This is a genomic window from Pseudomonas sp. S2_H01 (genome assembly GCF_054668305.1).
Window position 1 is genome coordinate 6,045,517 of sequence record NZ_CP162756.1, and the last position, 26,943, is coordinate 6,072,459.

General features: G+C 61.3%; 21 protein-coding genes. 5 read left to right on the plus strand and 16 right to left on the minus strand.

What is annotated here, in order from left to right; all coding sequences use genetic code 11:
- Window positions 1-82: 82 nt before the first annotated feature.
- A complete protein-coding gene (locus AB4N84_RS26990; RefSeq protein ID WP_460044035.1) occupies window positions 83-1,138 on the plus strand; it encodes a permease in 1,056 nt (351 codons plus the stop codon).
- 221 nt (window positions 1,139-1,359) lie between these two features.
- Here the strand turns inward: AB4N84_RS26990 and mnmH are convergent, their stop codons facing one another.
- The 7 genes from mnmH to AB4N84_RS27025 all read right to left on the minus strand — a co-directional run bounded on the left by mnmH (window position 1,360) and on the right by AB4N84_RS27025 (window position 9,184).
- The gene (gene mnmH / locus AB4N84_RS26995) at window positions 1,360-2,460 is read right to left on the minus strand and encodes a tRNA 2-selenouridine(34) synthase MnmH (RefSeq protein ID WP_460044036.1); all 1,101 of its coding nucleotides are present in this window, start codon (window positions 2,458-2,460) and stop codon (window positions 1,360-1,362) included.
- Window positions 2,460-3,494: a selenide, water dikinase SelD gene (gene selD / locus AB4N84_RS27000; RefSeq protein ID WP_460044038.1), complete on the minus strand. Its 1,035-nt coding sequence runs from the start codon at window positions 3,492-3,494 to the stop codon at window positions 2,460-2,462. Before selD ends, mnmH begins: the two co-directional genes overlap by 1 nt.
- 192 nt (window positions 3,495-3,686) lie before the next feature.
- Window positions 3,687-4,343 (minus strand): ATPase, encoded by a 657-nt coding sequence (locus AB4N84_RS27005; RefSeq protein WP_074756738.1) that lies wholly within the window; start codon window positions 4,341-4,343, stop codon window positions 3,687-3,689.
- A gap of 112 nt (window positions 4,344-4,455) precedes the next feature.
- Window positions 4,456-5,526 (minus strand): MFS transporter, encoded by a 1,071-nt coding sequence (locus AB4N84_RS27010; RefSeq protein ID WP_460047160.1) that lies wholly within the window; start codon window positions 5,524-5,526, stop codon window positions 4,456-4,458.
- 71 nt (window positions 5,527-5,597) lie between these two features.
- The gene (treS, locus tag AB4N84_RS27015) at window positions 5,598-7,667 is read right to left on the minus strand and encodes a maltose alpha-D-glucosyltransferase (protein WP_460044039.1); all 2,070 of its coding nucleotides are present in this window, start codon (window positions 7,665-7,667) and stop codon (window positions 5,598-5,600) included.
- Between the two features lie 288 nt (window positions 7,668-7,955).
- Window positions 7,956-8,603, minus strand: coding sequence for a LysE family translocator (locus tag AB4N84_RS27020; RefSeq protein WP_074756744.1), 648 nt, complete (start codon window positions 8,601-8,603; stop codon window positions 7,956-7,958).
- A 140-nt stretch (window positions 8,604-8,743) separates the two neighbouring features.
- On the minus strand, window positions 8,744-9,184 hold the full coding sequence (locus tag AB4N84_RS27025) for a carboxymuconolactone decarboxylase family protein (protein WP_074756746.1): 441 nt from the start codon (window positions 9,182-9,184) through the stop codon (window positions 8,744-8,746).
- A 213-nt stretch (window positions 9,185-9,397) separates the two neighbouring features.
- On the opposite strand from AB4N84_RS27025, the gene pdxR reads away from it, so the two are divergent.
- Window positions 9,398-10,831, plus strand: coding sequence for a MocR-like pyridoxine biosynthesis transcription factor PdxR (gene pdxR, locus AB4N84_RS27030; RefSeq protein WP_460044040.1), 1,434 nt, complete (start codon window positions 9,398-9,400; stop codon window positions 10,829-10,831).
- A gap of 28 nt (window positions 10,832-10,859) precedes the next feature.
- Here the strand turns inward: pdxR and AB4N84_RS27035 are convergent, their stop codons facing one another.
- A complete protein-coding gene (locus AB4N84_RS27035; protein WP_460044041.1) occupies window positions 10,860-11,312 on the minus strand; it encodes a carboxymuconolactone decarboxylase family protein in 453 nt (150 codons plus the stop codon).
- Window positions 11,313-11,502: 190 nt separating this feature from the next.
- Between AB4N84_RS27035 and AB4N84_RS27040 the strand changes: the two genes are divergently transcribed.
- The 3 genes from AB4N84_RS27040 (at window position 11,503) to AB4N84_RS27050 (ending at window position 15,015) form a co-directional block, all read left to right on the plus strand.
- Complete coding sequence (locus tag AB4N84_RS27040) at window positions 11,503-12,609, plus strand: Gfo/Idh/MocA family protein (protein WP_460044042.1); 1,107 nt, start codon at window positions 11,503-11,505, stop codon at window positions 12,607-12,609.
- Between the two features lie 257 nt (window positions 12,610-12,866).
- Window positions 12,867-14,450: an aldehyde dehydrogenase (NADP(+)) gene (locus AB4N84_RS27045; RefSeq protein ID WP_460044043.1), complete on the plus strand. Its 1,584-nt coding sequence runs from the start codon at window positions 12,867-12,869 to the stop codon at window positions 14,448-14,450.
- Window positions 14,451-14,673: 223 nt separating this feature from the next.
- The gene (locus tag AB4N84_RS27050; RefSeq protein ID WP_074756756.1) at window positions 14,674-15,015 is read left to right on the plus strand and encodes an FKBP-type peptidyl-prolyl cis-trans isomerase; all 342 of its coding nucleotides are present in this window, start codon (window positions 14,674-14,676) and stop codon (window positions 15,013-15,015) included.
- A gap of 2,005 nt (window positions 15,016-17,020) precedes the next feature.
- Here AB4N84_RS27050 and AB4N84_RS27055 read toward each other — a convergent pair.
- The 8 genes from AB4N84_RS27055 to AB4N84_RS27090 all read right to left on the minus strand — a co-directional run bounded on the left by AB4N84_RS27055 (window position 17,021) and on the right by AB4N84_RS27090 (window position 26,942).
- On the minus strand, window positions 17,021-19,414 hold the full coding sequence (locus AB4N84_RS27055) for a response regulator (RefSeq protein ID WP_460044044.1): 2,394 nt from the start codon (window positions 19,412-19,414) through the stop codon (window positions 17,021-17,023).
- 78 nt (window positions 19,415-19,492) lie between these two features.
- On the minus strand, window positions 19,493-19,954 hold the full coding sequence (locus tag AB4N84_RS27060) for a response regulator (RefSeq protein WP_074756760.1): 462 nt from the start codon (window positions 19,952-19,954) through the stop codon (window positions 19,493-19,495).
- Window positions 19,955-19,973: 19 nt separating this feature from the next.
- Window positions 19,974-22,229 (minus strand): ATP-binding protein, encoded by a 2,256-nt coding sequence (locus tag AB4N84_RS27065; RefSeq protein ID WP_460044045.1) that lies wholly within the window; start codon window positions 22,227-22,229, stop codon window positions 19,974-19,976.
- Window positions 22,230-22,376: 147 nt separating this feature from the next.
- The gene (locus tag AB4N84_RS27070) at window positions 22,377-24,317 is read right to left on the minus strand and encodes a response regulator (protein ID WP_460044046.1); all 1,941 of its coding nucleotides are present in this window, start codon (window positions 24,315-24,317) and stop codon (window positions 22,377-22,379) included.
- A complete protein-coding gene (locus AB4N84_RS27075; RefSeq protein WP_074756766.1) occupies window positions 24,307-25,182 on the minus strand; it encodes a sensor histidine kinase in 876 nt (291 codons plus the stop codon). Before AB4N84_RS27075 ends, AB4N84_RS27070 begins: the two co-directional genes overlap by 11 nt.
- Entirely contained in the window at window positions 25,175-26,188 is a 1,014-nt protein-coding gene (locus AB4N84_RS27080) for an ATP-binding protein (protein ID WP_460044047.1), read from the minus strand. The genes AB4N84_RS27075 and AB4N84_RS27080 overlap by 8 nt, the downstream gene beginning before the upstream one ends.
- Entirely contained in the window at window positions 26,179-26,583 is a 405-nt protein-coding gene (locus AB4N84_RS27085) for an anti-sigma regulatory factor (protein WP_074756768.1), read from the minus strand. Before AB4N84_RS27085 ends, AB4N84_RS27080 begins: the two co-directional genes overlap by 10 nt.
- Complete coding sequence (locus AB4N84_RS27090; protein WP_062381930.1) at window positions 26,580-26,942, minus strand: STAS domain-containing protein; 363 nt, start codon at window positions 26,940-26,942, stop codon at window positions 26,580-26,582. Before AB4N84_RS27090 ends, AB4N84_RS27085 begins: the two co-directional genes overlap by 4 nt.
- Between the last annotated feature and the right edge of the window lies 1 nt (window position 26,943).

Here is a 26,943-nt window from a genome sequence, read left to right on the forward strand (position 1 = left end):
CCCGACACACCCTGCAACAGCTACTACACTGGTTTGCGAAAGCGTATCATCGCGCCCCTGTTTTCTTGCCTCGGTGCCCCTCATGTCCACACTCCCACTCGCCACTGAACGCCGTGGCTGGTCATTCTGGTGGAAACCTCTGGTGTTTCTGCTGGTGGCCGCCATCGGTCTGTACTACGTCAAATGGTCGCCGTATTACCTGAAGTCCTTCGTCGCTGCCGATACGCACAACATTGGCGGCTCGATCATCAACGACAACCCCGCCAACCCGTGGGCCGCTGCGCTGGCTTACGCTCAGGTGTATTTCCTGGCGATCTGGAAAGCGGCCGTGCTGGCGGTGATCCTGGGTTCGCTGCTGCAAGTGCTGATCCCGCGTGACTGGCTGCTGCGCATGTTCGGTCGTGCCGGCCTGGGCTCTACCGTACGCGGCGGCCTGTTCGCCCTGCCCGGCATGATGTGCAGTTGCTGCGCGGCGCCGGTCGCGGCGGGTATGCGAAAGCAGAACGTCTCGGTAGGCGCGGCGTTGGCGTTCTGGATCGCCAACCCGGTGCTCAACCCGGCGACGCTGGTGTTCATGGGCTTCGTGCTGGGCTGGGGTTTCACCGCGTTGCGCCTGGTGGCGGGCATTGTGCTGGTGATCGGCGTTTCGCTGGTGGCGCAACGTATTTCACGGCCCGAAGCATTGCCGGAACCGGCCGTGGAAGCCGTGGTTGAAGCGAAAGCGCCGGAGCAAGGCAGCCTGCTGAGCCGTTGGGGCAAGACAATCTGGCAACTGTTCTGGACCACCATCCCGATCTACATCGTGGCCGTGCTGGTACTGGGGGCTGCCCGCGTGTGGCTGTTCCCGCATGTGGATGGCGCGATGGGCAACAGCCTGCTGTGGCTGGTGCCGCTGGCCATCGTCGGCACGCTGTTCGTGATCCCGACCGCCGCCGAAATCCCGATCGTGCAGACCCTGATGACGCTCGGCCTGGGCACCGCACCGGCCGTGGCCTTGCTCATGACCCTGCCGAGCGTGAGCCTGCCGTCGCTGCTGATGCTGCGTAAATCCTTCGACAGCAAAGTGCTGGTGACGGTGGGCGTGCTGACCATGGTGGTAGGCGTCGTCAGCGGCTTGATTGGGGCTGCGGTGTTGTAAAAGTGGACGCAGGACCTGCGTCCAGACTGTCTTTAAGTGCGGCGGTCTGGCCCAGGTACTTGTGTTACACCCAGCCCGGACTGTGGGCGCGAATTCATTCGTGAAGCGGTGGTTCAGGCCACGAATGCGTGTCGACCGTACTGGCCTCTCGCGAATGAATTCGCTCCCACAGGGCATATCATTGCCCAACAGGAACCTCGACCGCCTTACAGATCGGCAGGTTACCGAGCCGCTCTGTGCCTCAGGTACTCCACCACCGCCGCTTGCTCACCGGCGAATTCGATGCGCGGGTTCTTGCTGTCGCGCTGATGGACGTACATCGGGTCGTAGTATTCGCTCAACATGGCGCTGATCCAGGCCCGGTGTTGATCAACGTCGCCGCTGCGCGCCTGCTCTTCCAGCGCACTGTCCATGATCGCTGAGAGCCGCTGATAACGCTCTCCGCCCAGGCGGCGCACGATGCTCGACAGGCTCTGTTTCAGGCGTTCGGCATAGCCTGCGAAGCCCGTTTCGACACCCTGCACCTCAATGAACTCGGCACACAAGTCGATCACGTAATCCTTGAGAATCCGCTCGACCCGGCCTTCGAAGCTGTCTTCCAGCCACACCAGCGGCGCAGCCTGCATGATCCGGTACAGCTCCAGCGGGACCGCACGACTGCCGACGATCCGGCCTTCATCCTCGATCACGAACTGATGCAGGTGTGTGGCGCGCTTCTTCAGAATGTCGATGGCGAGCTGGTTTTCGAAATCGATCTGCCCCGGCTGCGGCGTCGCGTGTTTGCCGAAGCTTGAGCCACGATGATTGGCGAGGCCTTCCAGGTCCAGCGCGTTGTCCAGTTGCTGCAGCACTTCGGTCTTGCCGGTCCCGGTCAGGCCGCCAATCAGCACGAAATCGCACTCGGCGACGGCTTGCTCCGTAACCCCGATCAGGAAGTTACGCATGGCCTTGTAGCCGCCGATGATGCGCGGGTACTGAATACCCGCCTCGGTCTTGAGCCATTGCTGGGTGATCTGCGAACGCAGTCCACCCCGAAAACAGTACAAAAAGCCTTCCGGGTGCTCGTTGGCAAAGGCCGCCCACGCTTCGATGCGCGCTTGCTTTAGCTCGCCGGACACCAGTTGGTGGCCGAGCTCGATGGCCGCCTGCTGCCCTTCCTGCTTGTAGCTGGTGCCGACCTTCTGCCGCTCGACATCGTTCATCAGCGGCAGGTTGATCACGCCCGGAAACGCGCCCTTGACGAATTCCACCGGGGCGCGCACGTCCATCATCGGGATGTCGTGGAGAAAGATGTCGCGAAAGTGGGCGCTGTTGTCGCGCATCAAGACACCTCGACGGCGAGCCGCTGTCGCTCGACCAGTTCGCCAATCGGCGACAGGCTCAAGCCCAGCTCAACGGCCATGGCCAGGAACGCGGCCTCCTCGGACGGCTCGACCGCGATCAGCAGCCCGCCACTGGTTTGCGGGTCACAGAGCAGCAGTTTCTGTGCTTCGGTCAGCGCGCCGATACGTTCGCCGTAGCTGTCGTAGTTGCGGTGCGTGCCGCCGGGAATGCAGTCCTGCTCGATGTAGAAATCGACACTGCCCAGGCGCGGCACTGCGGCGGCATTCAAGCGTGCGGTCAGCTGGCTGCCATCGGCCATTTCCACCAGATGCCCCAACAAGCCGAATCCGGTGACATCCGTCATGGCCGTGACGCCTGCCAGCCTGGAAAAGCGGCTGCCGGGTTTGTTCAGGGTGCACATCACGTCGCGGGCCAGGCCCACGTCTTCGTCGCGCAGCAGGCCTTTCTTCTCGGCGGTGGTCAGAATGCCGATGCCCAGCGGCTTGGTGAGGAACAGCTTGCAGCCCACGGTGGCGGTGTCGTTACGCTTCATGAAGCGCTTTTCGACAAGGCCGGTGACGGCCAGGCCAAAGATCGGCTCGGGTGCGTCAATGGAGTGACCGCCTGCCAATGGAATACCCGCAGCGTCACACACTGCGCGGCCGCCGCGGATCACCTCTCGGGCGATTTCGGGGGCCAGCACGTTGACCGGCCAGCCGAGAATGGCGATCGCCATCAACGGGTCACCGCCCATGGCGTAGATGTCGCTGATGGCGTTGGTGGCCGCGATACGGCCGAAATCGAACGGGTCGTCGACGATGGGCATGAAGAAGTCGGTGGTGGAGACCACGCCCTTTTGGTCATCGATGGCGTAGACAGCAGCGTCGTCACGCGAGGCGTTACCGACCCACAGACGCGGGTCGAGGTTCTGTGCGCCACTGCCGGCGAGAATGGTTTCCAGGACTTTGGGCGAAATCTTGCAGCCGCACCCGGCGCCGTGACTGTATTGGGTAAGACGAACGGTGTCGTTCATAGGAGGCCCCTTGGATTCAAGGCGCTGAAGTCTACCAGAGCCGGGGCGCGTTGGTGCTTCGGGTGGATGGTCGGGATCTGCATCGACCTGTAGGAGCGCCCTTGCCGCGATCACGATGGGTCCTGTGACGAATCAGTCACAGGACCCATCGTGATCGCGGCAAGGGCGCTTCTACCGTGGATTTGTCACGAATCAGGACTCGGCCTTGATCAGCGATTCCAGCGAGGCGTCGAACTTCTGCAACGCATTGATCTGCACCTGACGCTGCTGATTAATGTCGGCGGCAATTTCGGGAGCACGTTTGGTGTGGCTCCAGATCGGCGACATCGACTTGGCGTCGCTGCCTTCAGCCTTGCCGATGAACTTGAAATCACCGTCGAAAAACTCGGCAGAGATGCTGGCCTGAACGTCCGAACTGCGCTCGGTCACCAGCTTGCTGCGGGTGTCGAGCAACACGATCACATCAGGCCGGGCGGCCAGGACGTCGTCCAGGTTTTCGTAGAAATCGACGGTCGCGAACTGTTTCTCCAGCGACTGGGCGAACCAGTTGATCGCCAGCTCAGGGTCCGAGCTGTTCACGTAGGCCTCAGTGATGCGGCTGTCCGTCAGTTTGGCGGCCAGGCCGTCTTGCGCCGTGGCGTTGTAGCGCGCCATGTAGGCCAGATTGGCCACGGTGTTCTCAGTGAAAATCACCCCAACGGTCTGGGTATGCTTGAGCGCTACGCTGGAGGTCACCGCAGAAGCTCGAAACGGCCCGTCAGGCGCATCGGAATAGCGCGGAGCGCCAGGAACGGCACAACCGGCCAGGGCGGCGACCAGTGTCAACAGGGCAACAATTCGAAGATTCATTCGGCTTTCTCCAAGGGGAGGCTCAGTAGGCGTGCCGCCATGCTGAGCCTCTGGAGGAAAAAGCAGAACTTGAGCCGATCAATGTTGAACATTGATCAAAGCAATAGTGGGATCAGGGCCTGGCGACGCGGCGTGCGCTCAGGACTTGCGCCAACATCAGCACGCCGACACACAACAAGGCGTCGCGAAGCCCGATGAGGTGAGCAACGAAACCGATCAGGGCGGGCCCCAGCAGGATGCCGCAATAACCGATACCGGTGATGACCGCGATTGCCAGCCCGGCCGGCATCGCAGTCTGCGCGCCGACCACCGAGCAATAAACGGGGAACGCGTTCGCCAGCCCGAGTCCGATCAGCGCAAAACCCAACAGGAACAACGGCCACGGCTGCAACAGCACCGCCATGGCAAAACCGACCATGACCAGTAACCCGCCGCCGATCAGCAGCGACACAGCGCCAAACCGTTTTCGCAGCGCGTCCCCAGAGAAACGCCCGGCGGCCATGGTCAGGGAGAACACCGCGTAGGCGCTCCCGGCGACCGACAGGTCAATCTGATGGGCCCGGTTGAGAAACACGGCGCTCCAGTCGAGCACCGCCCCTTCGACCAGCAACGCAATGAAACAGAGCACGCCCACCGCCAGCACCTTGGCAGACGGCCAGGCAAAAGGCGCTGCGGGGTCGTCGGCGCCATACGGCAGCAAATGCCGGGCATGCCAGAGCAGCAATCCGCCGACGATCGCCACGACGACCGAAACCGCGAACAGCGGCGACGCACCGCCCCACAGCAAGACGCTCATCAACAGCGCACTGGCAATGCCGCCGAGACTGAACAAGCCATGAAATCCGGACATCAGCGGGCGACGATGGTCACGCTCGACCATCAGCCCTTGCACGTTCATCGCGACGTCGATGCTGCCCAGTCCCGCGCCGAACAGCGCCAACGTCATTGCCAGTGCGGTGAAGGATGAAAGCGTCGCCAACAGGGGCAACATGCTGCAGATCAACGCCCCACCGATCAGCGACACGAACCGACAGCCCTTGTGGGTGGTCAGCGCCCCCGCCAGCGGCATCGCCAGCATGGAGCCCAGGCCAAAGCACAACAGCAGCAACCCGAGTTGAGCCTCGTCGAGCCCTGCCCGCTCACGGGCAAACGGCACCAGTGGCGCCCAGGCGCCCAACGACATGCCGGAGAGCAGGAAGGTCAGGCGGTAACTCCAGAGGTGGACAAGCGTCGGGGCGTTCACGGCTTGCACGGTTACATCATCGGCGAGGCCATGCTCACCACCCGCAATGCCAGGCCTTCATAGGCGTCGAGGGTAATGGTGAACTCGCCCTCCTCCGTCAGATCGCCTTCGACACGCTCGTTGATGATGTCCACCACCGGGCCCGGAGCAATGCCGGGCAGGTGCAGGGTTTCAACGATGGCTTCAGCGCTGAAGTTAAGCGCGGTGATCTGGGTGCCTTTCCCGGCGGGCAGCTCGTGCACCATGATCAGCAGGCCTGGATGCTCGACATCGGGAATCAGGATCTGCCGACTGGCAGCGATGTCGTATGCCCGGCGCACGGCGAGTATTTTCTTCAACTGCGAGGCGAAGGAGTCCGGGCTTTGCAGTTGCTCCACGAGGCTGCCGTACAGCGTTTTGGCCCGCGGCATGCCGCCTGTGGAGACATCGGCCTCAGGGTCCATGTCCACCAGGTCGTAAGCGCCACGGTGAATCCAGCGCGTATCGCCATCCCCCATCAAGTGCGCCACTTGCTCGGCAGGCAGCGGCAAGGCGCCCACCAGGTCCCAGCCCGACAGGGCAAAGACACCCGGTTGCATGGCGTTGAACATCACCAGCAGCAGGTGGATATGTTTGATGGTGTCGATATCTTTCGCCGTGATGCTGTCCAGATCACGGATGCCCAGCGCAGCGGTAATGATGCTGGCGGTGGTGCAGGACACGCCGTTAGTCACGAACTTGAGGTTGTACGGCGCGTGCTCGCCGGCAAGGCGCTCGTACATTTCCTCACGGATGTGCTCACGCAGGATGTTGCCCGGAAAGGTCTGGCCCATGTACAGGTACTGATCGTGGGCGTGCAGGGTCCAGAAATGCACCAGTTCCAGGGTCAGCTCGTCATGGTTCTGCAGCGCGTGAATCAGTGACGCCGGATCAATGCCGAAGTCATGTACCTGGCGCAGCATCAGGCGCAGGAACTCAGTCCGGCCCGTCAGCAGCGCGTGCTGATAAGCCGGACGGGTGATGAAGTCATAAGACAGGTCAGCACCGCCGTGAGACATGGCAGCGATGTCGTCGATAGTCAGGTTCAGCTCCTGGAAGCTGAAACCACCCGCCTTGCGAATCGCGCCTGCCAGCAGCTGGTTACCGGTAATCGACAACGGATGGCTCTCGGACCAGGCGGTGCCTTCGGCCTTGCGTTCAACGCCCAGGAAGCCGTTGGCATCCAGACGCAGCACCCGCGCGCCCATGACGTCGATCGCGTGCAGGGCGTCGCCGATGATCATCTGTTGAGCAGCGAAGCTGGGATCCAGCCAGTTCAACGAAGGCTGACCTTCCTTGAAGTAATGCAAATACACCCATCGCCGCGCTTTGCCGTCCACCCCCGTGATCACCGGTGTGGTGCTCCAGTCGGTCTCTTTCACGCCCGGCTCGAAGAAAATCACCCGCTGCAACTGACCGACGATGTAATGCTTGTCGCGCAATGCGTCAACGGTCGCGGGTGGCAGGTTGATCGCATCGCGCCCGGCCGGGACTTCGGGCAGCAGTGGCCAGTCCTCTTCCTTGATTTCGACCATGTGGTACAGGCCCGGGTATTCCTCGTAGGCGAGTTCGGCCAGTCGGAAATCCGCGCCTTTACCGGTGTGAGACGGGATCACGTCATCGACGATCACCGCGTTATGCGCGGCGGCGATACGGCTCAGGTTGAGGAATTGCGCGTCGGTGCCCAGGTCGCCATCCACTTCGAAACTGATGCGGTCGAAGTTGCCGTCAATGCTCGGCGTACGCTGCCGACCCTTGAGGCCACCCGAGGCCTTGAGCGGACCGTTATGGATGCCTTGAATGCCGATTTCGGACAAGGCGTGCCACAGCGTTTCATCGCCCAGCGCTTCCAGCACCGAACCGCCTTCACGGGTGATGATCGACGCCGGATACGCGGTGAACCACACCGATGCAATGGCGGATGCATCTCGCGGCCGGGCCAGTGCATAAGGCCGTTGCCAGAGACGACCCTGGCCACCATAAAGTTTGGCGCGTTGCTTTGCGGCGTTGAGCATCGACTGCTCAACCAGCCATTCCACGTACTGCTTGTCCGGTGTGGTCATAGGGTCCAGGGTTCCGTCTTCAAATGAGGTTTGGAGAGGTCGCCCCAGGCGCTCACGCGCGCGGTCGGGACGATCCTGTCTACGCCGTTGCTTATGTCTATGAGCGTTGACCGACGTAAACGTTGCATGAAGAACGGAAATGAGGGGCTGCCTGCGGGGATGGGGTGACTCGGGAATGCCTGATACTGCGCATGCACAGATCTTACTGCCGGTTCCCGGCAGATCGCGGGCAAGGTGGAACGCCACCCCACTCACAAGCAAGCCCTACCAACACGAAAAAGCCCAACCTCAATACCGCGCCGCGTTAACGATAAACTCCTGATACCCCGAAAAAATCACATACACCGCGAAATAACAGAAAATCGCCGCCGACACCCAATAGGACACCTTCAACAGCTTGTCACCCAGCAGCCGCCCGCCATGACTGGCCGCGAAACAGATAAACACACACCACGCCACACCCGCACTGAAAAAGCCTGACAGAAACAACGCCGTGCTCAGACTGCCATGCCCACCCGCCCGCGAGATCAACGTCCCACCCACGGCGGCAAACCACAGGATCGCAGTCGGCGAGGACACCGCCAAAAACACCCCTCGCGAAAACTCCCTGAGCCCTGAACGATTGTCGACGTCATTGGCCATCACCAGCCCGCTGTGACTGCTCAACGCCGACATCACCATCTTCACGGCGAAACCCATCAGCAGCACCGAGCCGCCAAGCCAAAGCGCCCACCGCACCCACTCGTATTGCAACAATACCGTCATCCCGGCCAGCGCCAGAATCGCGTAGAACAGATCGCCAAAGCAGGTCCCCAACCCCAGCCAGAACCCTTGCAGATACCCGCGCTGCATGGCGAGCGTGATCATTGCGATGTTGGCGACGCCGATGTCCAGGCACAGGGAAAGGCTCAGCAAAAAGCCGCTGGTGAACTCCATGTTTGATATCCGTCGAAAGCTGTTGTGTGGGTGCGATTTAAAAACAGCGCGCAGGATAGCGGGATTGAATGATTTTGCCGATGGCCAGGTTGTCGCGAAGGTCAGGATTACCGACCGAACCCTGCCCGCAACATCAACGCTTAAACCGTCGGCTGTTTGCGAAAACTGACGGCAATCCGATTCCAGCAATTGATCGTCGCGATGCCCACCGTCAGATCGACCACTTCGCGCTCGTTGAAATGCGCGCAGAGTTGCTCATACAGCGCATCCCGCATGGAAGGCTGATCCAGCATCGTCACCGCATCGCACCACGCCAACGCCGCACGTTCGCGCTCGGTGAACAGGCTGCAAGTCCGCCACACCACCAGACTGTGCAGGCGGCGCGGGCTCTCACCGTTCTTGCGCGCTTGCGTCGCATGCATGTCGGCACAGAACGCACAGTCGTTGAGTTGCGACACCCGAAGTTTGATCAGCTCCATCAGGCCCTTTTCAACACACAAGTCGAAGTTGGCCGCTTCCAGCAGCATGATTGCCTTGAGCGCCTCGGGCGAGGCGGTGTAATAGTCCAGGCGAGGTTCCACGGGGCGGCCTTCATTCGGGTGCTCGGAGCCTCAACGTTAACCGCCTGCCCTGCTCCACGCGACGGCCAATCCCGGTTGTTTTCACCTGACCAATGCCCCCGCACAGGAGACCAATCCTGGCTTTTTTGAATGCGCAGCTATACCGCTTTGACGGCGGCTGACTAGAATTCCAGATCGTGGGCCAACGTCGCTCATCTCGTTCGGGAGCCGGTCGTGGAACTTCATATCGTCATTCAAGGCCGCAAAGACCTGGCGAACCAGTTGTATGAGCAGTTACGCGACAACATCGAATCAGGGCGTCTGGCCGCCGGGGTACAACTGCCGCCCAGTCGTCTCCTCGCCGCGCAACTGGGCCTGTCGCGCAAGACCATTTCAGACACCTACAGCCGTCTCACCTATGAGAACTACCTGGTCGGCAAAATCGGCAGCGGCACGTTCGTCAACGCGCTGAACGCGCCGACCCAGCGCCGCCAGACCACCTCACAACTCGCCAGCGCGACGCGGATAAGCAAATGGCAGGACATCTCGCTGCCACTGCGTCACCCGACGCTGGAAGGCACGCTGCGTTGCGACTTTATCGGCGGCGCCACCGCCAAGACTCAGTTCCCCCACGACGAGTGGCGACGCTGCACGCAATATGCGTTGCGCCAGATGAGTCAAGCCCGGGGTTTTTACAGTCAGCCAGAAGGCTTGCCGGCTTTGCGCAGTGCTATCGCGGGTCACATTGCGTTTGCCCGTGGGGTGAAATGCACGGCCGACGACATTGTGGTGTGCAACGGCGCGCAACAGGCGCTCGACTTGATCGCCAGGGTGCTGATCGAACCGGGTTGCACCGTGGCCATGGAAGACCCCGGTTACACACCGGCGCGCCAATTGTTCGCGGCGCAAGGCGCTGAGGTGGTCAGCGTCCCGGTGGACAGCGAAGGCATCGTCGTTGAGCAGATTCCCGAAAACACCCATGCGATCTACGTCACGCCGTCGCACCAGATGCCGTTGGGCATGCCCATGAGCCTTGCACGCCGCGAGGCCCTGCTGCACAAGGCCAGTCGCATCGGCGCGATCATCATCGAAGACGATTACGACAGCGAGTTTCGCTACGAAGGCCGGCCGACCGACTCCCTGCAGAGCATGGATCAATTCGGTGTCGTGGCCTATGTCGGCACCTTCTCCAAAACCTTGTTGCCGGAGTTGCGACTGGGTTATGCCGTGTTGCCGGAGGCCATTCGTGAAGCCGTCATCAAGGCCAAGCAACTGACCGACTGGCATACCAGCACGTTGCCGCAATGGGCACTGACCAAGTTCATCAGCGAAGGCCTGTTGAACAAACACATTCGCCGCTGCCACTCCATTTACGCCGGCCGTCGCGACCGGATTCTGGCCCGATTTGCCGGAGATCTGTCGCCATGGATGGAGGCGATTCCATCGACCGCCGGGTTCCACATGGCGGTCATGTTCAAAGTGCCGATCAATGTGCCGTTGTTGGTTGAACTGGCGCGCAAGGTCGAGATCGGGCTGTATCCGCTGACCGGGTTCTTCACCGACGCTGCGCCACGGGACGGCCTGATTCTCGGGTTTGGTGCAATCGAAACCCTGGACATCGATCCGGCGCTGGACCGGCTGCGCGATGTGCTGACTCAGATCGCATGAGGGCCAGCCTTATTTTGTCAGCGTGTCGTCACTCCAGGCCCTGTCCGAAACTGATCCTCAATCGGTTCCAGCTGTTGACCGTCGAAATCAGCAGCGTCAGGTCCACGCGTTCACTTTCAATGAACTGAGTCGACAACCAGGCGTAATCGGCATCCGGGGCATGGCTGCGGGCGATGCCAGTAACGCTTTCGGTCCAGCCCAGGGCCGCCCGCTCACGCTCGCTGAACAAAGGCGACTCCCGCCACAGCGCCACTGCGTAAAGCTTGCGCTCGGATTCGCCCTGCAAACTCGCCTCGTGGGTGTAACGGTCCACCGACCAGGCACACCCGTTGAGCTGCGACGCACGCACCTTGACCAACGCAACCAGCGACGGCTCAAGGGGCAGCCGATTCACCGCCTGCTCCAGCGCTAGCATGGCCTTGATCGCAACCGGAGAAACCGAGGGAGAGTCGAGGCGGGGACGGTCTATTGGGGTGCGCATGGCGACACTCGTTGTCAAAGACAGACCGCCAGCTTATGCGCCGCACGCGTCTTGTCCCAATAGCCAATACCGGAAAAGATCAAGTGGCCATTGCCCCTCGGTACGCGGTGAAAGGGAACTTCCGCGGCGCTCGCCTGCCGACTACAGAGGCGCCGGACACTTCGTCCGCTGAATAAAGGAGGCTTTTCACATGCCTGACTCAAACGGCAAGGTTCGCTACGCGGTGGTCGCCGGGGGCTGGATCTCTCAGGGCGCTTTCATGCCCGGACTAGAGCAGACCGACAATTCGGTGATGACCGCGCTGGTCACCGGTGACCCGGTGAAAGCCGACGAACTCGCCGCGCTGTATGACCTCAAGAGCTATCACTATGACGAGTTTCAGACACTGCTGACGTCGGGCGAGATCGATGCGATCTACCTGGCAACGCCGAATTTTCGTCACCGCGAATTCGCGGTGCCTGCGCTCGAAGCCGGCATCCATGTGCTGCTTGAGAAACCGATGGCGAGCAACGAGGAAGACTGCCTGGCCATTGCCGAAGCGGCCAAACGCTCGGGCGCAAAATTGATGGTCGCTTACCGACTGCACTTCGAGCCGGGCACAGTGGAGATGATCAGTCGTGTCAGGGCCGGCGATATCGGCGACCTACGGCTGTTCACGGCGACGTTTGCGCAGACCACCGACCCCGCCAATCACCGCATGCAGAGTGGTTTCGATGCCGGCCCGGTCGCCGACATGGGGCCGTACCCGATCAACGCCGTGCGTAACCTGTTCGCCGCCGAGCCTTTGGAAGTCCACGCGGTGGGTATCAAGACGCCGGGCCGTGAAATCAACACGTTCGACACCGTCAACGTTACCCTGCGCTTCGCCGAAGAACGCCTGGCCACCTTTACCGTCAGCTACAGCCTGCCCTCCACGGAGCGCTTTCAGCTGATTGGCACGCGGGGTGAGTTTGAGGCATCGCCCTGCTTCGGCTTTGGCAAGGGCGTGGCGATCACCTACCGCGCGATCATTGATGGCACCACCACCGAACACAGCCATTCGGTCGTCGATCAGTTTGGCGGCGAGACGCAATACTTTTCCGACTGCATCCTGCAAAACCGCGAACCGGAGCCCGATGGCGACGAAGGTTGGCGCGATGTCCGCGTGGTCGAGGCCGTCGAGCGTGCGTTGCTCACCGGCAAACCGCAAAAGCTTGAGCCATTGCCTGAACGTCCGGGCATCGGCATCGAGCAGGCACGCCGCCTGCCGCTGGCCAAGGTGCCGCCGTATATCAATACCGATGAGCCTAACGCGTAAGTAAACGTTTACGGTGGGGAGCACTTGCGCGCTGAGTAAGCTGCGTGAAGAGGTGTTCGCAAGCAAGTTCGCTCCCCTATCGACACGCGTGGTTTTGCGGACAGTCCACGCCTTGCGGGTAAAAACATGCAGTTGTATGATGTCTGTCAACATTCGATAACCCTTGGGCTATCGTCGCTTTGCTTCATGCACGTCCAGAGATTCCCTGTCAGGCGCGTTGCCTGATCGTTTCGACCCAAAAATAACAGGAGAAGCAGATGCCTACCGTTCTCGGCCAGAACTTTATCGGCGGCGCCCGCAGCGGGCTCGGCGAAGCACGCCACAAGAGCCTCGATGCCACCACTGGCGAAGCCCTGCCCTACACCTTTCACCAAGCCACTGACGGCGAAATCGACGCTGCGGCCCTGGCGGCCAAAGAAGCCTTCGCTGAATTCCGCCAGCTGAGCCCGGCGCGCCGTGCAGAGTTCCTTGACGCCATCGCCGACGAACTCGACGCAATGGGTGATGACTTCGTTGCCCTCGTTTGCCAGGAAACGGCGCTGCCGGCCGGTCGTATCCAGGGTGAGCGCGGTCGTACCAGCGGCCAGATGCGCCTGTTCGCGAAAATCCTGCGTCGCGGGGATTTCCTGGGTGCGCGTATCGACCTGGCACTGCCTGATCGCAAGCCGCTGCCGCGCGTTGACCTGCGTCAACAACGCATCGGCGTCGGTCCGATTGCCGTGTTTGGCGCCAGTAACTTCCCGCTGGCGTTCTCCACCGCCGGTGGTGACACCGCGTCGGCACTGGCCGCCGGTTGCCCGGTCGTGGTCAAAGCGCACAGCGGCCACATGGCGACCGCGGATCTGGTCGGTCAGGCCATCGTTCGCGCCGCTGAAAAAACCGGCATGCCTAAAGGCGTGTTTAACATGATCTTCGGCAGCGGTGTCGGTGAAGGTCTGGTCAAGCACCCGGCCATCAAAGCCGTAGGCTTCACCGGTTCGCTGCACGGCGGCGACGCGCTGTGCAAACTGGCCGCCGCGCGTCCTGAGCCCATCCCGGTCTTCGCCGAGATGTCCAGCATCAACCCGGTTGTCTTGTTGCCAGGCGCGCTGTCGGCCCGTGGCGCTGCGATCGCGGGCGAGCTGGCGGCTTCGGTGGTCATGGGTGCCGGCCAGTTCTGCACCAACCCGGGCGTGGTCATCGGCATTCGCTCCCCTGCCCTGACCGCGTTCACCGAGCAGTTGCAAGAGCACATGGGTGGCCAAGCGCCGCAGACCATGCTCAACGAGGGCGGTCTGCGCAGCTACAGCAAAGGCGTTCAGAAGCTGATGGCGCATCCGAGCGTCACTCACTTGGCGGGCAAGCCGCAGGAAGGCCGTCAGGCGCAGGCGCAGCTGTTCAAGGCTGACGTGAGCATGCTGCTCAACGGTGACGAGCTGTTGCAGGAAGAAGTCTTCGGCCCGACCACGCTGCTGATCGAAGTGGCTGACGACGCTGAACTGAACGCCGCGCTGCTGGCCCTGCGCGGTCAACTGACAGCGACCCTGATCGGTGAAACCGCCGACCTGCAGAAATACCAATGGCTGGTTCCGGTGCTGGAAGAGAAAGTGGGCCGCATTCTGGTCAACGGCTACCCGACCGGCGTCGAGGTCTCTGACGCCATGGTTCACGGCGGTCCGTACCCGGCAACCTCCGATGCGCGTGGCACTTCGGTCGGCACGCTGGCGATCGATCGCTTCCTGCGCCCGGTCTGCTACCAGAACTACCCGGACAGCCTGCTGCCGGCTGCCCTGCAAAACGCCAACCCGCTGGGCCTCAAGCGCTTGGTGAATGGCGAGTGGAGCAGCGACGTCATCGCATGATGAGGTCTTGATCCGCTGAAACGAAAAACGGCGCGTCCTGCAGAGGACGCGCCGTTTTTTATTCGGTGATCATCATCGGGTGATATCGCTGCAGTGGATGAACCTTCGTCTCGTGAATGAATTCCCTGCCCGTGAGCAGGGGTGGCTGCGACCAGGCATTGCCAGTCACGGAGAGCGCCTTTAGCATCGTCGCCAGCTCACTCACGCGGTAACGGATTTAGCCATGAACGAAGAATTACAGATCATCGACCTGTTGGAAGGCACCGGCAAAGCGGCGGTCAAAGGCGCGCTGATCACCACCCAGTACACCGGCACGCTGGAAGACGGCACCGTGTTCGACTCGTCCTGGGACCGAGGCAAACCCTTCCAGTGCGTGATCGGAACCGGTCGCGTCATCAAGGGATGGGACATCGGCCTCATGGGCATGAAAGTCGGCGGCAAGCGTCAACTGAAGGTGCCATCGCACCTGGCTTACGGCGAACGCTCGATGGGCGCACACATCAAGCCGCATTCGGACCTCACGTTCGAAATCGAACTCCTGGAAGTGCTGACGCGGGATGACTGAGGACCGTTGGAAAGCTGCTGACGTTGATGACAGTGGCGAATGCGGTGGGACAGGTACAACGTCGGTGACCGACACGCCGCATTCGCTGCCCTCGTAACCTCGGACGTCTCCTACAGGGCCTGCGTTGCACCCGAGCTCTTGGCATGCCTCAAACAGCTGGAAGTCTTCCGCCCGGATCGGGCAGACCAAGGTGTTATGGCTGCCGCAAGACCTGTAGGAGCTGCTGGAGGTTACGACAGTGGCGAATGCGGTGGGACAGTTACATCATCGGTGACTGATACACCGCTTTCGCTGCCCTCGTAACCTCGGACGTCTCCCACAGGGCCTGCGTTGCACCCGAGCTCTGTGGCGCGCCTCAAACAGTTGGAAGTCTCCCGCCCAGATCGGGCAGACCAAGGTGTCCTGACTGCCGCGAGACCTGTAGGAGCTACTGGAGGTTACGACAGTGGCGAATGCGGTGGGACAGGTACATCAGCGGTGACCGACACGCCGCTTTCGCTGCCCTCGTAACCTCGGACGTCTCCTACAGGGCCTGCGTTGCAGCCAAGCTCTGTGGCATGCCTCAAACAGCTGCAAGTCTCCCGCCGAGATCGGGCGGACCAAGGTGTCATGACTGCCGCAAAACCTGTAGGAGCTGCTGGAGGTTACGACAGTGGCGAATGCGGTGGGACAGGTACACCGGCGGTGACCGACACACCGCATTCGCTGCCCTCGTAACCTCGGACGTCTCCTACAGGTCCTGCGTTGCACCCAAGCTCTGTGGCATGCCTCAAACAGCTGCAAGTCTCCCGCCCAGATCGGGCAGACCAAGGTGTCAGACTGTCGCAAGACCTGTGGGAGCTGCTGGAGGTTACGACAGTGGCGAATGCGGTGGGACAGGTACATCGGCGGTGACCGACACGCCGCGTTCGCTGCCCTCGTAACCTCGGACGTCTCCTACAGGGCCTACGTTGCACCCGAGCTCTTGGCATGCCTCAAACAGCTGGAAGTCTCCCGCCCAGATCGGGCAGGCCTAGGTGTCATGACCGCCGCAAGACCTGTAGGAGCTGCTGGAGGTTACGACAGTGGCGAATGCGGTGGGACAGTTACATCATCGGTGACTGATACACCGCTTTCGCTGCCCTCGTAACCTCGGACGTCTCCTACAGGGCCTGCGTTGCAACCATGCTTCGCGGCGGACATCAAGCCGCTGGAAGTTGCCGAGAGTATCGCGTTGCAGCCAAGCTCTGTGGCACTCATCAAACAGCTGGAAGTCTCCCGCCCAGATCGGGCAGGCCTAGGTGTCATGACCGCCGCAAGACCTGTAGGAGCTGCTGGAGGTTACGACAGTGGCGAATGCGGTGGGACAGGTACATCGGCGGTGACCGACACGCCGCTTTCGCTGCCCTCGTAACCTCGGACGTCTCCCACAGGGCCTACGTTGCAGCCAAGCTCTGTGGCATGCCTCAAACAGCTGGAAGTCTCCCGCCCGGATCGGGCAGACCAAGGTGTCAGACTGTCGCAAGACCTGTAGGAGCTGCTGGAGGTTACGACAGTGGCGAATGCGGTGGGACAGGTACATCGGCGGTGGCTGACACGCCGCTTTCGCTGCCCTCGTAACCTCGGACGTCTCCTACAGGGCCTGCGTTGCAACCATGCTTCGCGGCGGACATCAAGCCGCTGGAAGTTGCCGAGAGTATCGCGTTGCAGCCAAGCTCTGTGGCACTCATCACACAGCTGGAAGTCTCCCGCCCAGATCGGGCAGGCCTAGGTGTCATGACCGCCGCAAGACCTGTAGGAGCTGCTGGAGGTTACGACAGTGGCGAATGCAGTGGGACAGTTACATCATCGGTGACTGACACGCCGCATTCGCTGCCCTCGTAACCTCGGACGTCTCCCACAGGTCCTGCGTTGCACCCAAGCTCTGTGGCATGCTTCAACACAGCTAAGAGTCCCCCAAAAATATCGCGTTGCACATACCCTTCGCGGCGGACATCAGATTGCTGGCGGCCCTGTGCGGCTGCACCTAAGACACGGCGCCTGCTCCGGCCTTCATCAATATATTCGCCAGCTTCCTTGCCAGTTCCTCTTCCTTGTACGGCTTCTGCACGATCAACTGTTGATCGACCTCGAGGATGTCGATATCCGCGAAGCCGGTGATGAACATGACCGGCAATTCAGGGTGATCGCGTCGGACGATGTCGGCCAGCTCGGCACCGGTCATGTTCGGCATGGCGAAGTCGGTCAGCACCAGATCAATGCTCCCATCAATCTGTTTCAACGCGTCGCTGCCGTTCTCGGCTTCCACCACCGCGTAACCAAACGAACTGAGCATCATGGCAGTCACGGAGCGCACATCCGGGTCGTCGTCCACCAGCAGAATGGTGCGGTGCAGATCGTCCGCGTCTGCATGGCCGGGCAAGTCAGAGAGGGTGGCAGCAGGCGTCGGGGACCGGGCGATGCTGGGTAGATACACCTTGATGGTGGTGCCGGCATTCTCGGCGGTGTCGATGCGTACGCCACCGCCGGATTGCTTGGCAAAACCGAAGACCTGCGCCAAGCCCAGCCCCGAACCCTTCCCCACCGCCTTGGTGGTGAAGAACGGTTCAAACGCCTTGGCCAGCACCTCTTCGCTCATACCGCAGCCGGTGTCGGTGACCGACAGCACCACGTAAGCGCCGGGATCCGGATCTTCAGGCCGTTGCGGCAGGCGATAGATAATCTCGTTGCCGGTACTCAGGTGCAGTTGTCCGCCTTGCGCCATGGCGTCACGGGCGTTGATCGCCAGATTGAGGATGATCATTTCGGTCTGCGTCGGATCGACCAGCGCGCTCCACAGATCGTCAGCCAGTTGTGTTTCGACCCAAACGCTGCCCCCCAGCGCACGTCCCAACAACTCGCGCATGCCGCCGATGGTGTCGTTGAGGTTCAGCGCGACCGGCTCCAGACGCTGCCGCCGTGAGAACGACAGCAACTGGCTGGTCAGCTTGGCGCCACGTTCGCCGGCTTCGCGGATGTTCTGCAACCGTTGGGGCGACTTGGTGAACACGCCTTTTTCCAGATCACGGCCGAGGAAGTTGGCGCTCGTGAGAATCACGGTCAGCAAGTTATTGAAGTCGTGAGCGACCCCTGCCGTGAGCTGCCCGACCACTTCCAGCCGCTGCATCTGCTGAAGCGCCGCTTCGACCCGCTCACGCTCGCGGATCTGATCACGCAAACGCTTATTGGTGGCGGCCAGTTCATCGACCACCGCCCGCTCGCTGGTAATGTCGCGCACGGCGGCATACATCAGCCCTTCGTCCGGTACGATGGTCCAGGACAACCAGCGATAGCCGCCTTCGGCGTGGCGCATGCGGTTGACGAAACGCGTCGTGACATTGCCTTTGGAGACGCTGGCGGTTTCACGCAGGGTCGCCTCCAGATCGTCCAGATGAATCAACTCGCCCAGGCTGTGCTCGGTGAACTCTGCCCGCGTCCAGCCCAGCGTCGCCTCCCAGGCCGGATTGAGCGCAATAGGCGTCAGATCGAAGCTGAACACCCCGAGCAATTCACGTGAAAGCTCCCAGGTGCGGTCACGCTCACGGGTACGCTGCACCACCCGCTCACCCAGAATTTCGTTGAGCTGGTGCAGTGCCTGAGTCGCCTGCTTGCGCTCGCTGATGTCCTGCATGACGCCGGTAAAGCGCACGCATTTACCGTCTTCGAATAACGAGCGGCCGTTGGAAAAGACCCAGCGCTCGCCATCGCCTTCCACATGCAGCCGGTGTTCGATCTGAAAACCGGTGTCCGCCGCGAGCGCTGCGGCGACCTTGCTCTGTAAAAGATCACGGTCATCGGGATGACAGCGGGCAAACATGAACGCCATGCTGACCTGGGCATCGGCGGGCAATCCGTAAAGGGTCTTGCAGCGCTCATCCCACAGCAGCGTGTCGGTTGCAGGATCGTAGGTCCAGACGCCCATGTCGGCGGCATCGATCGCCAAATGCGCTCGCACCTCGGCATCCTGCAGAGTCTCTTCAGCCCGCCGACGCTTTTCCCGCTCACGCACCTCGGAGACAGCACGGACGACCGCCTTGGGCAGCATTTTCAGGTTTTGCTTGAGGACGTAGTCGATGGCGCCCATGCGCATCATCTCGACGGCATGCTGTTCGCCGAAAATCCCGGAAAGGAAAATGAACGGGGTTTGCGGCGCCAGGCGCAACGCGCAATTGAGCACTTCGGGCCCGGAAGATCCGGGAAGCAGGTAGTCACTGAGAATCAGATCAAAATGCTGAGCCAGCAACTCCCGTTCCACGTCCTGATGGTTGTAGACCAGGGTGGCGTCGATTTTGAGCCCACTGTTTTCCAGTGTGAGCAGCGTCAGTTCGGCATCATGCGGACTGTCTTCAACCAGAAGCAATTTGAGCAGCGATAGCGGCATGAATAGTCGTCGTTCATTTCAAAAAGGCCTGCGCCGTCAGCCCGAAGCAGCACAGCACAGGCCAACGGAGCGCTTGAATCAAGAGCCTGGGCGGCGTGCCAATCGCAGGGAGCCTGGCGGCGGCTCATTGAGAACGGCCCAGAAAACCCCGAGATCGGAGATTGCCGAGACGAATTCCTTGAATTCGACCGGTTTGACGACGTAAGCGTTCACTCCCAGCGAATACGCGCGTTGCAAATCGGGTTCTTCACGCGAAGAGGTCAGCATCACCACGGGAATACTGCGCAGGTCGTCGCTTTCGCGAATTGCCTTGAGCACTTCCAGGCCGTCAAGCTTGGGCAGTTTCAGGTCGAGCAAAAGCACCGCCGGGTTACCCGCCGCACGGTCCTGGTACTGATTTCGCCGAAAGAGGTAATCCAGCGCCTCGGCGCCGTCACGCAGGACGATCACTTCATTGGCCAACTGGCTACGTTCGAGAGCGACCAGGGTCAGCTCAAGATCGTTGGGATTGTCTTCCACCAGAAGAATGGGTTTTAACATTGGGCGTCTCCTCGGACACTCAAAGGGTTACGGTGAGACTGCGCTTGGGCAGCGCAAAGTAAAATGTGGCTCCTTGCCCCAACTGGCTGTTTGCCCACACCGAACCGTCGTGCCGTTCGATGATACGGCGCACGCTCGCAAGCCCAATGCCGGTGCCTTCGAACTCCTCCATGCGATGCAGGCGCTGGAACACACCGAACAGCTTGCCGGCGTAATTCATATCGAAGCCCACACCGTTGTCACGGATATACACCACCACCTTGCCGTCTTCCTCGTAGCTGCCGATCTCAATCACGGCAGCGGTCTGGTTTCGGGTGTACTTGATGGCATTGGACAACAGATTGCGCATCGCCAGATGCAAAAACGCCGCATCAGCGATCACCACCGGCAAGGGTTCAGGGACCGACCATCGCAGATCACGACCCTCGTAATCGGGCTGCATTTCCTTGCGGATGGCGTCGACCATCGCGTTCAGATCCACCTGCGAGTAACGCATGGCCGAGCGGCCCATCTGTGAAAAGCTCAGCAGGTTGTCCACCAGCGTGCCGGCGAAACGTGCCGACTCGCCAATGTTTTCCAGGAAACGCACCCCACGGTCGGACAACTTGCTGCCCTCGATATCCCCCAACAGTTCGGCGTAACCGGCGATATGCCGCAACGGCGCTCGCAAGTCATGGGACACGCTGTAGGAGAAGGCTTCGAGTTCCTTGTTGGATTTTTTCAGTTCCTCAGCCAGGGAGGCCATTTCCTCGGCCTTACGCAGCACGATACCCAGCACCGCCGCGCGTAATTCCACCACGCCTTCGGTGTCCAGATCGTCCCAAGGGCGGGAGTATCCGCGAACGGTTTCCTGCCACTGTGCAAAGCTGTGACGCGGGCTGAGGGATCCGTCGTCGCTGACGGCTTTTTCCGGTTTACCGGCCCAGTTCACCACGCGGGTCTGCTCCGGGCGGAACCAGATGATGTAATTGGAATGCAGCTCGGAGATCGCCATGGCCAGCACGCCGCTGACCGACTGGGCAAGCTGGGGTAACTCGGGAATGTCGCGGCCGACGTTATCGGACTGAAACACCTCGTGAGTCTCCCGCTGACTGAGCCATTGGGTCAGCGCCTTGATTTCTTCGCGGTCTGGCGTTTCGCCGTACACATCCACCGTGGATTCGGAAATCACCGCGGCACCGGTGGCATCGACAAACGCCAACAGCACGTCAGGCAGTGAGCGCAGGCCACCGATCACGCTGTCCAGGTCCGCCATCGCGGCGAGCATCTGCACGATCTGCCGGCGCAGGCTGAGCATTCGCTGGGTCCTGGCCTGCGCTTCTTTGGTTTCGATCTGCAGAGACAACACGCTGCCCAGCAACTCGCAGGCAGTGCGGGTCTGGAAACTCACCGAGCGAGGCGTCGCGTGGTGGCAGGAAATCAACCCCCACAACTGCCCACGCACCACGATAGAGATCGACATCGAGGCAAGGGTCTGCATGTTGCGCATGTACTGCAAATGCACGGGCGATACACTGCGCAGCGTCGCGAAACTCAGGTCAAGCGGCGCGCCGGTGACCGGGTTATTGACCGGGACCAGGGGCGACGGCTGATAGTTCGCGTCCTCAATGACGCGAATGCGGTTTGCCAGATACAGCGCCCTCGCCTGCGACGGAATGTCGGACGCCGGAAAACTCAGCCCCAGATAACTCGGATAGTCCGCGTCGGCGATCTCGGCGTTCACCCATCCGTTGCCGTCAGCGTCGAACCGGTACGCCTTCACCCGGCCAAAACCGGTGATGCGTTTGACTTCAGACGCAGAACGCTGGCAGAGCGCGTCGATGCTTTCGGACTCTTCCATCTGGCTGATGAACGTGCGCATCAACGGATAAACGTTGCCATACGCAGACGTCATGTCGCTGGAGGGCTCGAACTCGGCAATCAGGACCTGATCATGCCGGTGAACCATCATTGCCGTCGGCAAGCCTGCACGACCACCTTCCAGAAAGCGGACATCGCCCACATGGAACGGGTTCTGGTCGTCCTCGGGCAGCGCAGCCAGCCGAGCCAGCAGATGCTGGCAATCGTCGAACACCCGCGTCAGTGGCGCACCGATCAGCGTCTCGGGCGCCAGCCCCAGCCAATGGGTGACGTTGGCACTGACCTGCCCGATGGTCATCGTCGCTTCATCGATGACCAGCAAGAAGCCTTGAGGCTGAATACTGCCTGGAATCTTGATCGGCTCACGGGCGCAGTTGTCGATTGCGCTCTGGTGAAGTTCCTGGCTGAGGGTCAAAACTGGATCTCCTTCACCCGCCGGCGAGTCTTGCAAACAATCGCCGGAGGTGTGTGCCCGATGGACGGCACCGAATGAATTGGCGTGCAGGTTAACAAAAGTTACGCATTCGTATGTACGCCTTGCGCTGTTTTTCAGGTTTACGGGTCAGCCATCCAGCATCTTTCTGACCTTGTCGAGGAATTCAATCATCTGAAAAGGCTTGATGATCATGTCCATGCCTTCCCCAAGAAAGTGTTGCCGGTTAAGGGCATTTTCCGCGTAGCCGGTCATGAACAGCACTGGCAACTCCGCACGCCAGCCACGCGCGCGCTGCGCCAGCTCCCGGCCGTTCATCATCGGCATGCCAACGTCTGTCAGCAGCAGATCGATGGACGTGTCATGTTCTAGCATCGACAGCGCGGTCATCACGTCGCCGGCCTGCGTACAGCGGTAACCCGAGTCGGTCAGGACTTCATTGACGAACATACGGACCGACGCCGTGTCCTCGACAATAAGGACATGCTCGCCGGCGCCAAGTTCGACACTTTGCTGCACACGCTGCGGCGCCACCGTTTGGTCGGCGGCAGCCGGCAACATCAATGTGACCTCAGTCCCGTGCCCCACGACGCTGCGGATGTGCACATCGCCGCCGGTCTGGCGCGCAAAGCCGTAGATGGTGGAAAGCCCCAGCCCCGTGCCTTCACCGATCGGCTTGGTGGTGAAGAACGGGTCGAATACCTTGTCGATCAGGTGATGCTCAATACCGACCCCGTCGTCACGCACCGTCAGCGCAATATAGGGGCCGTCCTCCAGGCGAGCGTTACCCTGAGAATAAGCCTCGTAGGTGCTGATCCAGATATTGCCGCCTTCAGGCAACGCATCGCGCGCGTTGATGACCAGGTTCAGCACCGAACTCTCCAGCTGTCCGGAATCGACCAACGCCACGGCACTGCGCGACGTCAGCTCAAGCGTCAGCCCGATGCGTTTACCCACGGTCCGGCTGATCAGGTCCTCCAGTGAGCGTACGTTCTGGTTCACGTCGATGGGGCGCGTATCCAGCGGTTGCTGCCGTGCGAATGCCAACAATCGATGGGTCAGCGTCGCCGCACTCCTGGCCGAAGCCAGCGCGGCGTCGGCATAGGCCAGGACTTTCTCGGGCCGCGCGTCTTCGGTGCGCTTCTTGATCAATTCGAGTCCGGTGACAATGCCGGTCAACAGGTTGTTGAAATCGTGTGCGATGCCGCCCGTGAGCTTGCCGAGGGCGTCCATTTTTTGCGCTTGAAGTAACTGCTGCTCGGTTCTGGCGCGCTCCGCGACCTCGTGCGCCAGCTGGGTATTGACCGAATCCAACTGCAGTAGATGCGACTGTTCGCGGCGCCGGTGCTCGGTGACGTCCTCGATGAACACCAGGCTCAACCCGGTCGCGCGGTACGGCGAGACCTGCCATTCCGTCTCCCGCACGTCGCCTTTGACCCGCATGCTTAGCGTGCCCTTCCAGCGCTCTCCCGACACCAGCGCCTCACGCAAACCCGCGATCACAGAGTCCTGATCCTCTGCAAAGCACGACAGCACCGAACTTTCGGTGAAACTCTGAGCGATCAGACGCGCAAAGGCATGGTTGCACTCATGCACTTTCAACTGGCCGTCCATCACGCCAATAGGCGCCGACACGTTGACAAAAATTTCGCGGAAACGGTTCTCGCTGTCGCGCAGGGCGAATTCGGTATCGCGCACGCGCAACAGTGTTCGAAGGGTGGCGAGCAGGACATCGGGGTCTACCGGATGCACCAGATAGGCATCGGCGCCCGCCTCAAGCCCCGTGACGATGTCGCCGGTCTGAATCGACGCCGCCGACACGTGAACCACAGGCAACAACGCCGTACGAGGCTCGGCGCGTAACTGGCGGACGACGTCGAAACCGCTCATGTCGGGCAAATTGACGTCGAGGATCAAGGCATCCGGAATCTGCTCGGCGATCAGGTCCAGGCCTTCGGTGGCGGTTCCCGCTTCCAGCACTGTGAACCCATGGCGCTCCATTCGCCGCCGCAACGCGTAGCGCGTCGCGGCGTTGTCGTCGACGATCAGCAACCGGGTTTCAGCTTTCATCAACGTGCTCCTGCGCCAAGGCGAGGGGGATGACCACAAAGAACGTCGAACCGACGCCAGGCTGGCTTTCCATACCCACCGTGCCACCCAGCAGCTCAGCGAATCGTTTACACAGCGACAACCCCAACCCCGTGCCCCGCAGGCGCTTTTGCAGCGGGGAGTCGACCTGCGCGAAGTCTTCGAACAGCGTACCGTGAAGCTCGGCTGGAATGCCGATCCCGGTGTCCGTCACCGCGAAGCGCACCGCGTGTTCACCTTCCAGACGGGCGGAAATTCGGACCTCGCCGCGCTGAGTGAATTTCAGGGAGTTGGAAATGAAGTTACGCAGGATCTGCGCGAGCTTCTTGTCGTCGGTGTAGAGCCGGGGCAACCCTATCGGCTCTTCGAAAATCAGGTCCACTGCCGAGGTGTCGACAATCGGTCGAAACATGCCGCGCAAGGCGGAGAACAGGTCAAACATGTCGAACCACGCCGCCGAGATGCTGATGCGCCCCGCCTCGATCTTCGCCAGATCAAGCAGATCATCAACCATGTCGCTCAGCTCGCGGGCGGCGGTTCGGACGAACGCGACCTGCTTGTGCTGCTCCGGGCTGAGGGGGCCGTCGAGCTCATCCGTCAGCAGGCTGGCGATACTCAGTATCGAACCCAGCGGCGTGCGAAACTCGTGGCTCATGTACGAGAGAAACCGGCTTTTCAGATCTGACGCCTGACGCAACTGCTCTGCCTGCATGTCGAGTTCTGCGTAGAGCGCCAGAACACCCTGATTGGTTTCATCAAGTTCGGCACGCAGCGCGGCCGACTCCTCTCGCAGTTGCAAAAGCTCCGCGCATGCCTCAGGGGCACCGTGGACAGCGTTGTCAGTCATCAAGCGTCTCCAGAGCAATCACCAGTACCGTTACGTCATCCCTGCCCCGGCAAAAATCGCGATGCAGCACGGCCGCGATAATCGCCGGGTGTCGGTACATCAGACCTGGATAGTCGCGAAGATTCCATCGCGATTGCAGCCCGTCGCTGTACAGGATCAACAGCTTGCCGGTGCACTCAGCGTAGTCGACCACCGGGACCTTCCGGTACTGCAGGCCGACGATGCCGGGGTGCGACGCCAGGCCGCGAGGCTTGTCCTCGCCGATCAGCGTGGCGCCGATGTTACCGATGCCGATAAAGCGCAACCGGTCCTGTTCGGCATTGAATTGCGTCACCGCAACCGCGCCGCCGCGGGTCCCGCGCATGTCGTGGTGAATTTCTTCCAGCAATACGCCCGGGTCGGCGAAGGGCTCGCGATTGAACGCCGTGGCGCCGGCTTTGGCCGCGTCTTCGGCCTCCGGGCCATGGCCAAGGCCGTCAATCATCAGGATGCTCACGTGCGAACCCTTGATTGCCAGTTCCCAAACGTCGCCACAGGCCGGATCGTCGTGCAGGGAGTGCTGGGTCACGCCCACGCGCAGGTCCTTGATCGTGGCCCCACGGGGGTAAAAGCGCGTCAGCAATACGGTGCCACTGGCGTCGGTGTGCACGTCGAACACCTGCGCCTGGCGCAGCATCGAACCCAAGCCGATACCTTGCGTGCCGCGCGTGGAGAATCCGTCGGCCATGCAGTCCTGCAGATCGAAACCCTTGCCGCGATCAATCGCGATGACCTCAATGCCCGAGGCACTGCCCGGCAGCACACGCAGGTGCAGCTCGCCATTGCTGGCATGCTTGAGGATATTGCTGGCGACTTCGGTGACCACCAAAGCCACGCGACCGGCGTCCGTGGCATCGAAGCCCGACTGCTCCGCCAGTTTCTGCGCGGTTCGACGGGCGAAACCTACCTGGCTGCTGTCCTCAATGGGCAACACGTGCGTCAGGCTGCTGTGCAATCTCAGGTCCATTTGCAGATCGTCACCCGAGTGCCCGCGCCGGGCGCCGTCTCCAGCTCGAAGTCATCGACCAGTCGCTTGGCCCCGGTCAGGCCCAGGCCCAAACCGCCGCCCGACGTCCAGCCGTCCGTCATCGCCAGTTTCAGGTCGGGAATGCCGGGACCTTCATCACGAAACGTCAGGCGCAAACCGGTGCGCGCGCCGTCCTCGATGATTTGCCAGTCCATGTCGCCGCCACGGCCATAGGTCATGGTGTTGCGGGCCAGTTCGCTGACCGCCGTCACCAGCTTGGTCAGATCGATCAGGCGCATGCCACATTCTTGCGACAGTTTGCGCGCCAGCTGCCGTGCCAGCACTACATCCTGCTCGATATGAATGCCTTGTGTGCCGCTGCTGCGCACGTTCATTGGGAATAGGCCCGCTCACGCAACAGCGTCATGCCACGCTCGACATTCAGCGCCGTGCTGACCCCTGGCAGCGTCATGCCCAATTCCACCAGCGTGATCGCGACCGCCGGCTGCATGCCGACCAGGACGGTCTCGGCATCCATGATGCGCGACAGGCCCGAAATCATGCCGATCATTCGACCGATGAACGAGTCGACCATGTCCAGCGCCGAGATGTCGATCAGTACGCCCCGTGCAGAGGTTTTGCTGATCCGCTCAGACAGGTCGTCCTGCAGCGTCAGCGCCAGTTGGTCATGCATGTCGACTTGAATGGTGACCAGCAGAAAGTCGCCCATTTGCAGGATTGGAATGCGCTCCATG

Bases quoted from the DNA above. Each gene is read 5' to 3' on its own strand.
- AB4N84_RS26990 (WP_460044035.1), top strand. From the start codon at position 83: ATGTCCACACTCCCACTCGCCACTGAACGCCGTGGCTGGTCATTCTGG.
- mnmH (WP_460044036.1), bottom strand. From the start codon at position 2,460: ATGCGCGACAACAGCGCCCACTTTCGCGACATCTTTCTCCACGACATC.
- selD (WP_460044038.1), bottom strand. From the start codon at position 3,494: ATGAACGACACCGTTCGTCTTACCCAATACAGTCACGGCGCCGGGTGC.
- AB4N84_RS27005 (WP_074756738.1), bottom strand. From the start codon at position 4,343: ATGAATCTTCGAATTGTTGCCCTGTTGACACTGGTCGCCGCCCTGGCC.
- AB4N84_RS27010 (WP_460047160.1), bottom strand. From the start codon at position 5,526: ATGTCGTTGGGCGCCTGGGCGCCACTGGTGCCGTTTGCCCGTGAGCGG.
- treS (WP_460044039.1), bottom strand. From the start codon at position 7,667: ATGACCACACCGGACAAGCAGTACGTGGAATGGCTGGTTGAGCAGTCG.
- AB4N84_RS27020 (WP_074756744.1), bottom strand. From the start codon at position 8,603: ATGGAGTTCACCAGCGGCTTTTTGCTGAGCCTTTCCCTGTGCCTGGAC.
- AB4N84_RS27035 (WP_460044041.1), bottom strand. From the start codon at position 11,312: ATGCGCACCCCAATAGACCGTCCCCGCCTCGACTCTCCCTCGGTTTCT.
- AB4N84_RS27040 (WP_460044042.1), top strand. From the start codon at position 11,503: ATGCCTGACTCAAACGGCAAGGTTCGCTACGCGGTGGTCGCCGGGGGC.
- AB4N84_RS27045 (WP_460044043.1), top strand. From the start codon at position 12,867: ATGCCTACCGTTCTCGGCCAGAACTTTATCGGCGGCGCCCGCAGCGGG.
- AB4N84_RS27050 (WP_074756756.1), top strand. From the start codon at position 14,674: ATGAACGAAGAATTACAGATCATCGACCTGTTGGAAGGCACCGGCAAA.
- AB4N84_RS27055 (WP_460044044.1), bottom strand. From the start codon at position 19,414: ATGCCGCTATCGCTGCTCAAATTGCTTCTGGTTGAAGACAGTCCGCAT.
- AB4N84_RS27060 (WP_074756760.1), bottom strand. From the start codon at position 19,954: ATGTTAAAACCCATTCTTCTGGTGGAAGACAATCCCAACGATCTTGAG.
- AB4N84_RS27070 (WP_460044046.1), bottom strand. From the start codon at position 24,317: ATGAAAGCTGAAACCCGGTTGCTGATCGTCGACGACAACGCCGCGACG.
- AB4N84_RS27075 (WP_074756766.1), bottom strand. From the start codon at position 25,182: ATGACTGACAACGCTGTCCACGGTGCCCCTGAGGCATGCGCGGAGCTT.
- AB4N84_RS27080 (WP_460044047.1), bottom strand. From the start codon at position 26,188: ATGGACCTGAGATTGCACAGCAGCCTGACGCACGTGTTGCCCATTGAG.
- AB4N84_RS27085 (WP_074756768.1), bottom strand. From the start codon at position 26,583: ATGAACGTGCGCAGCAGCGGCACACAAGGCATTCATATCGAGCAGGAT.
- AB4N84_RS27090 (WP_062381930.1), bottom strand. From the start codon at position 26,942: ATGGAGCGCATTCCAATCCTGCAAATGGGCGACTTTCTGCTGGTCACC.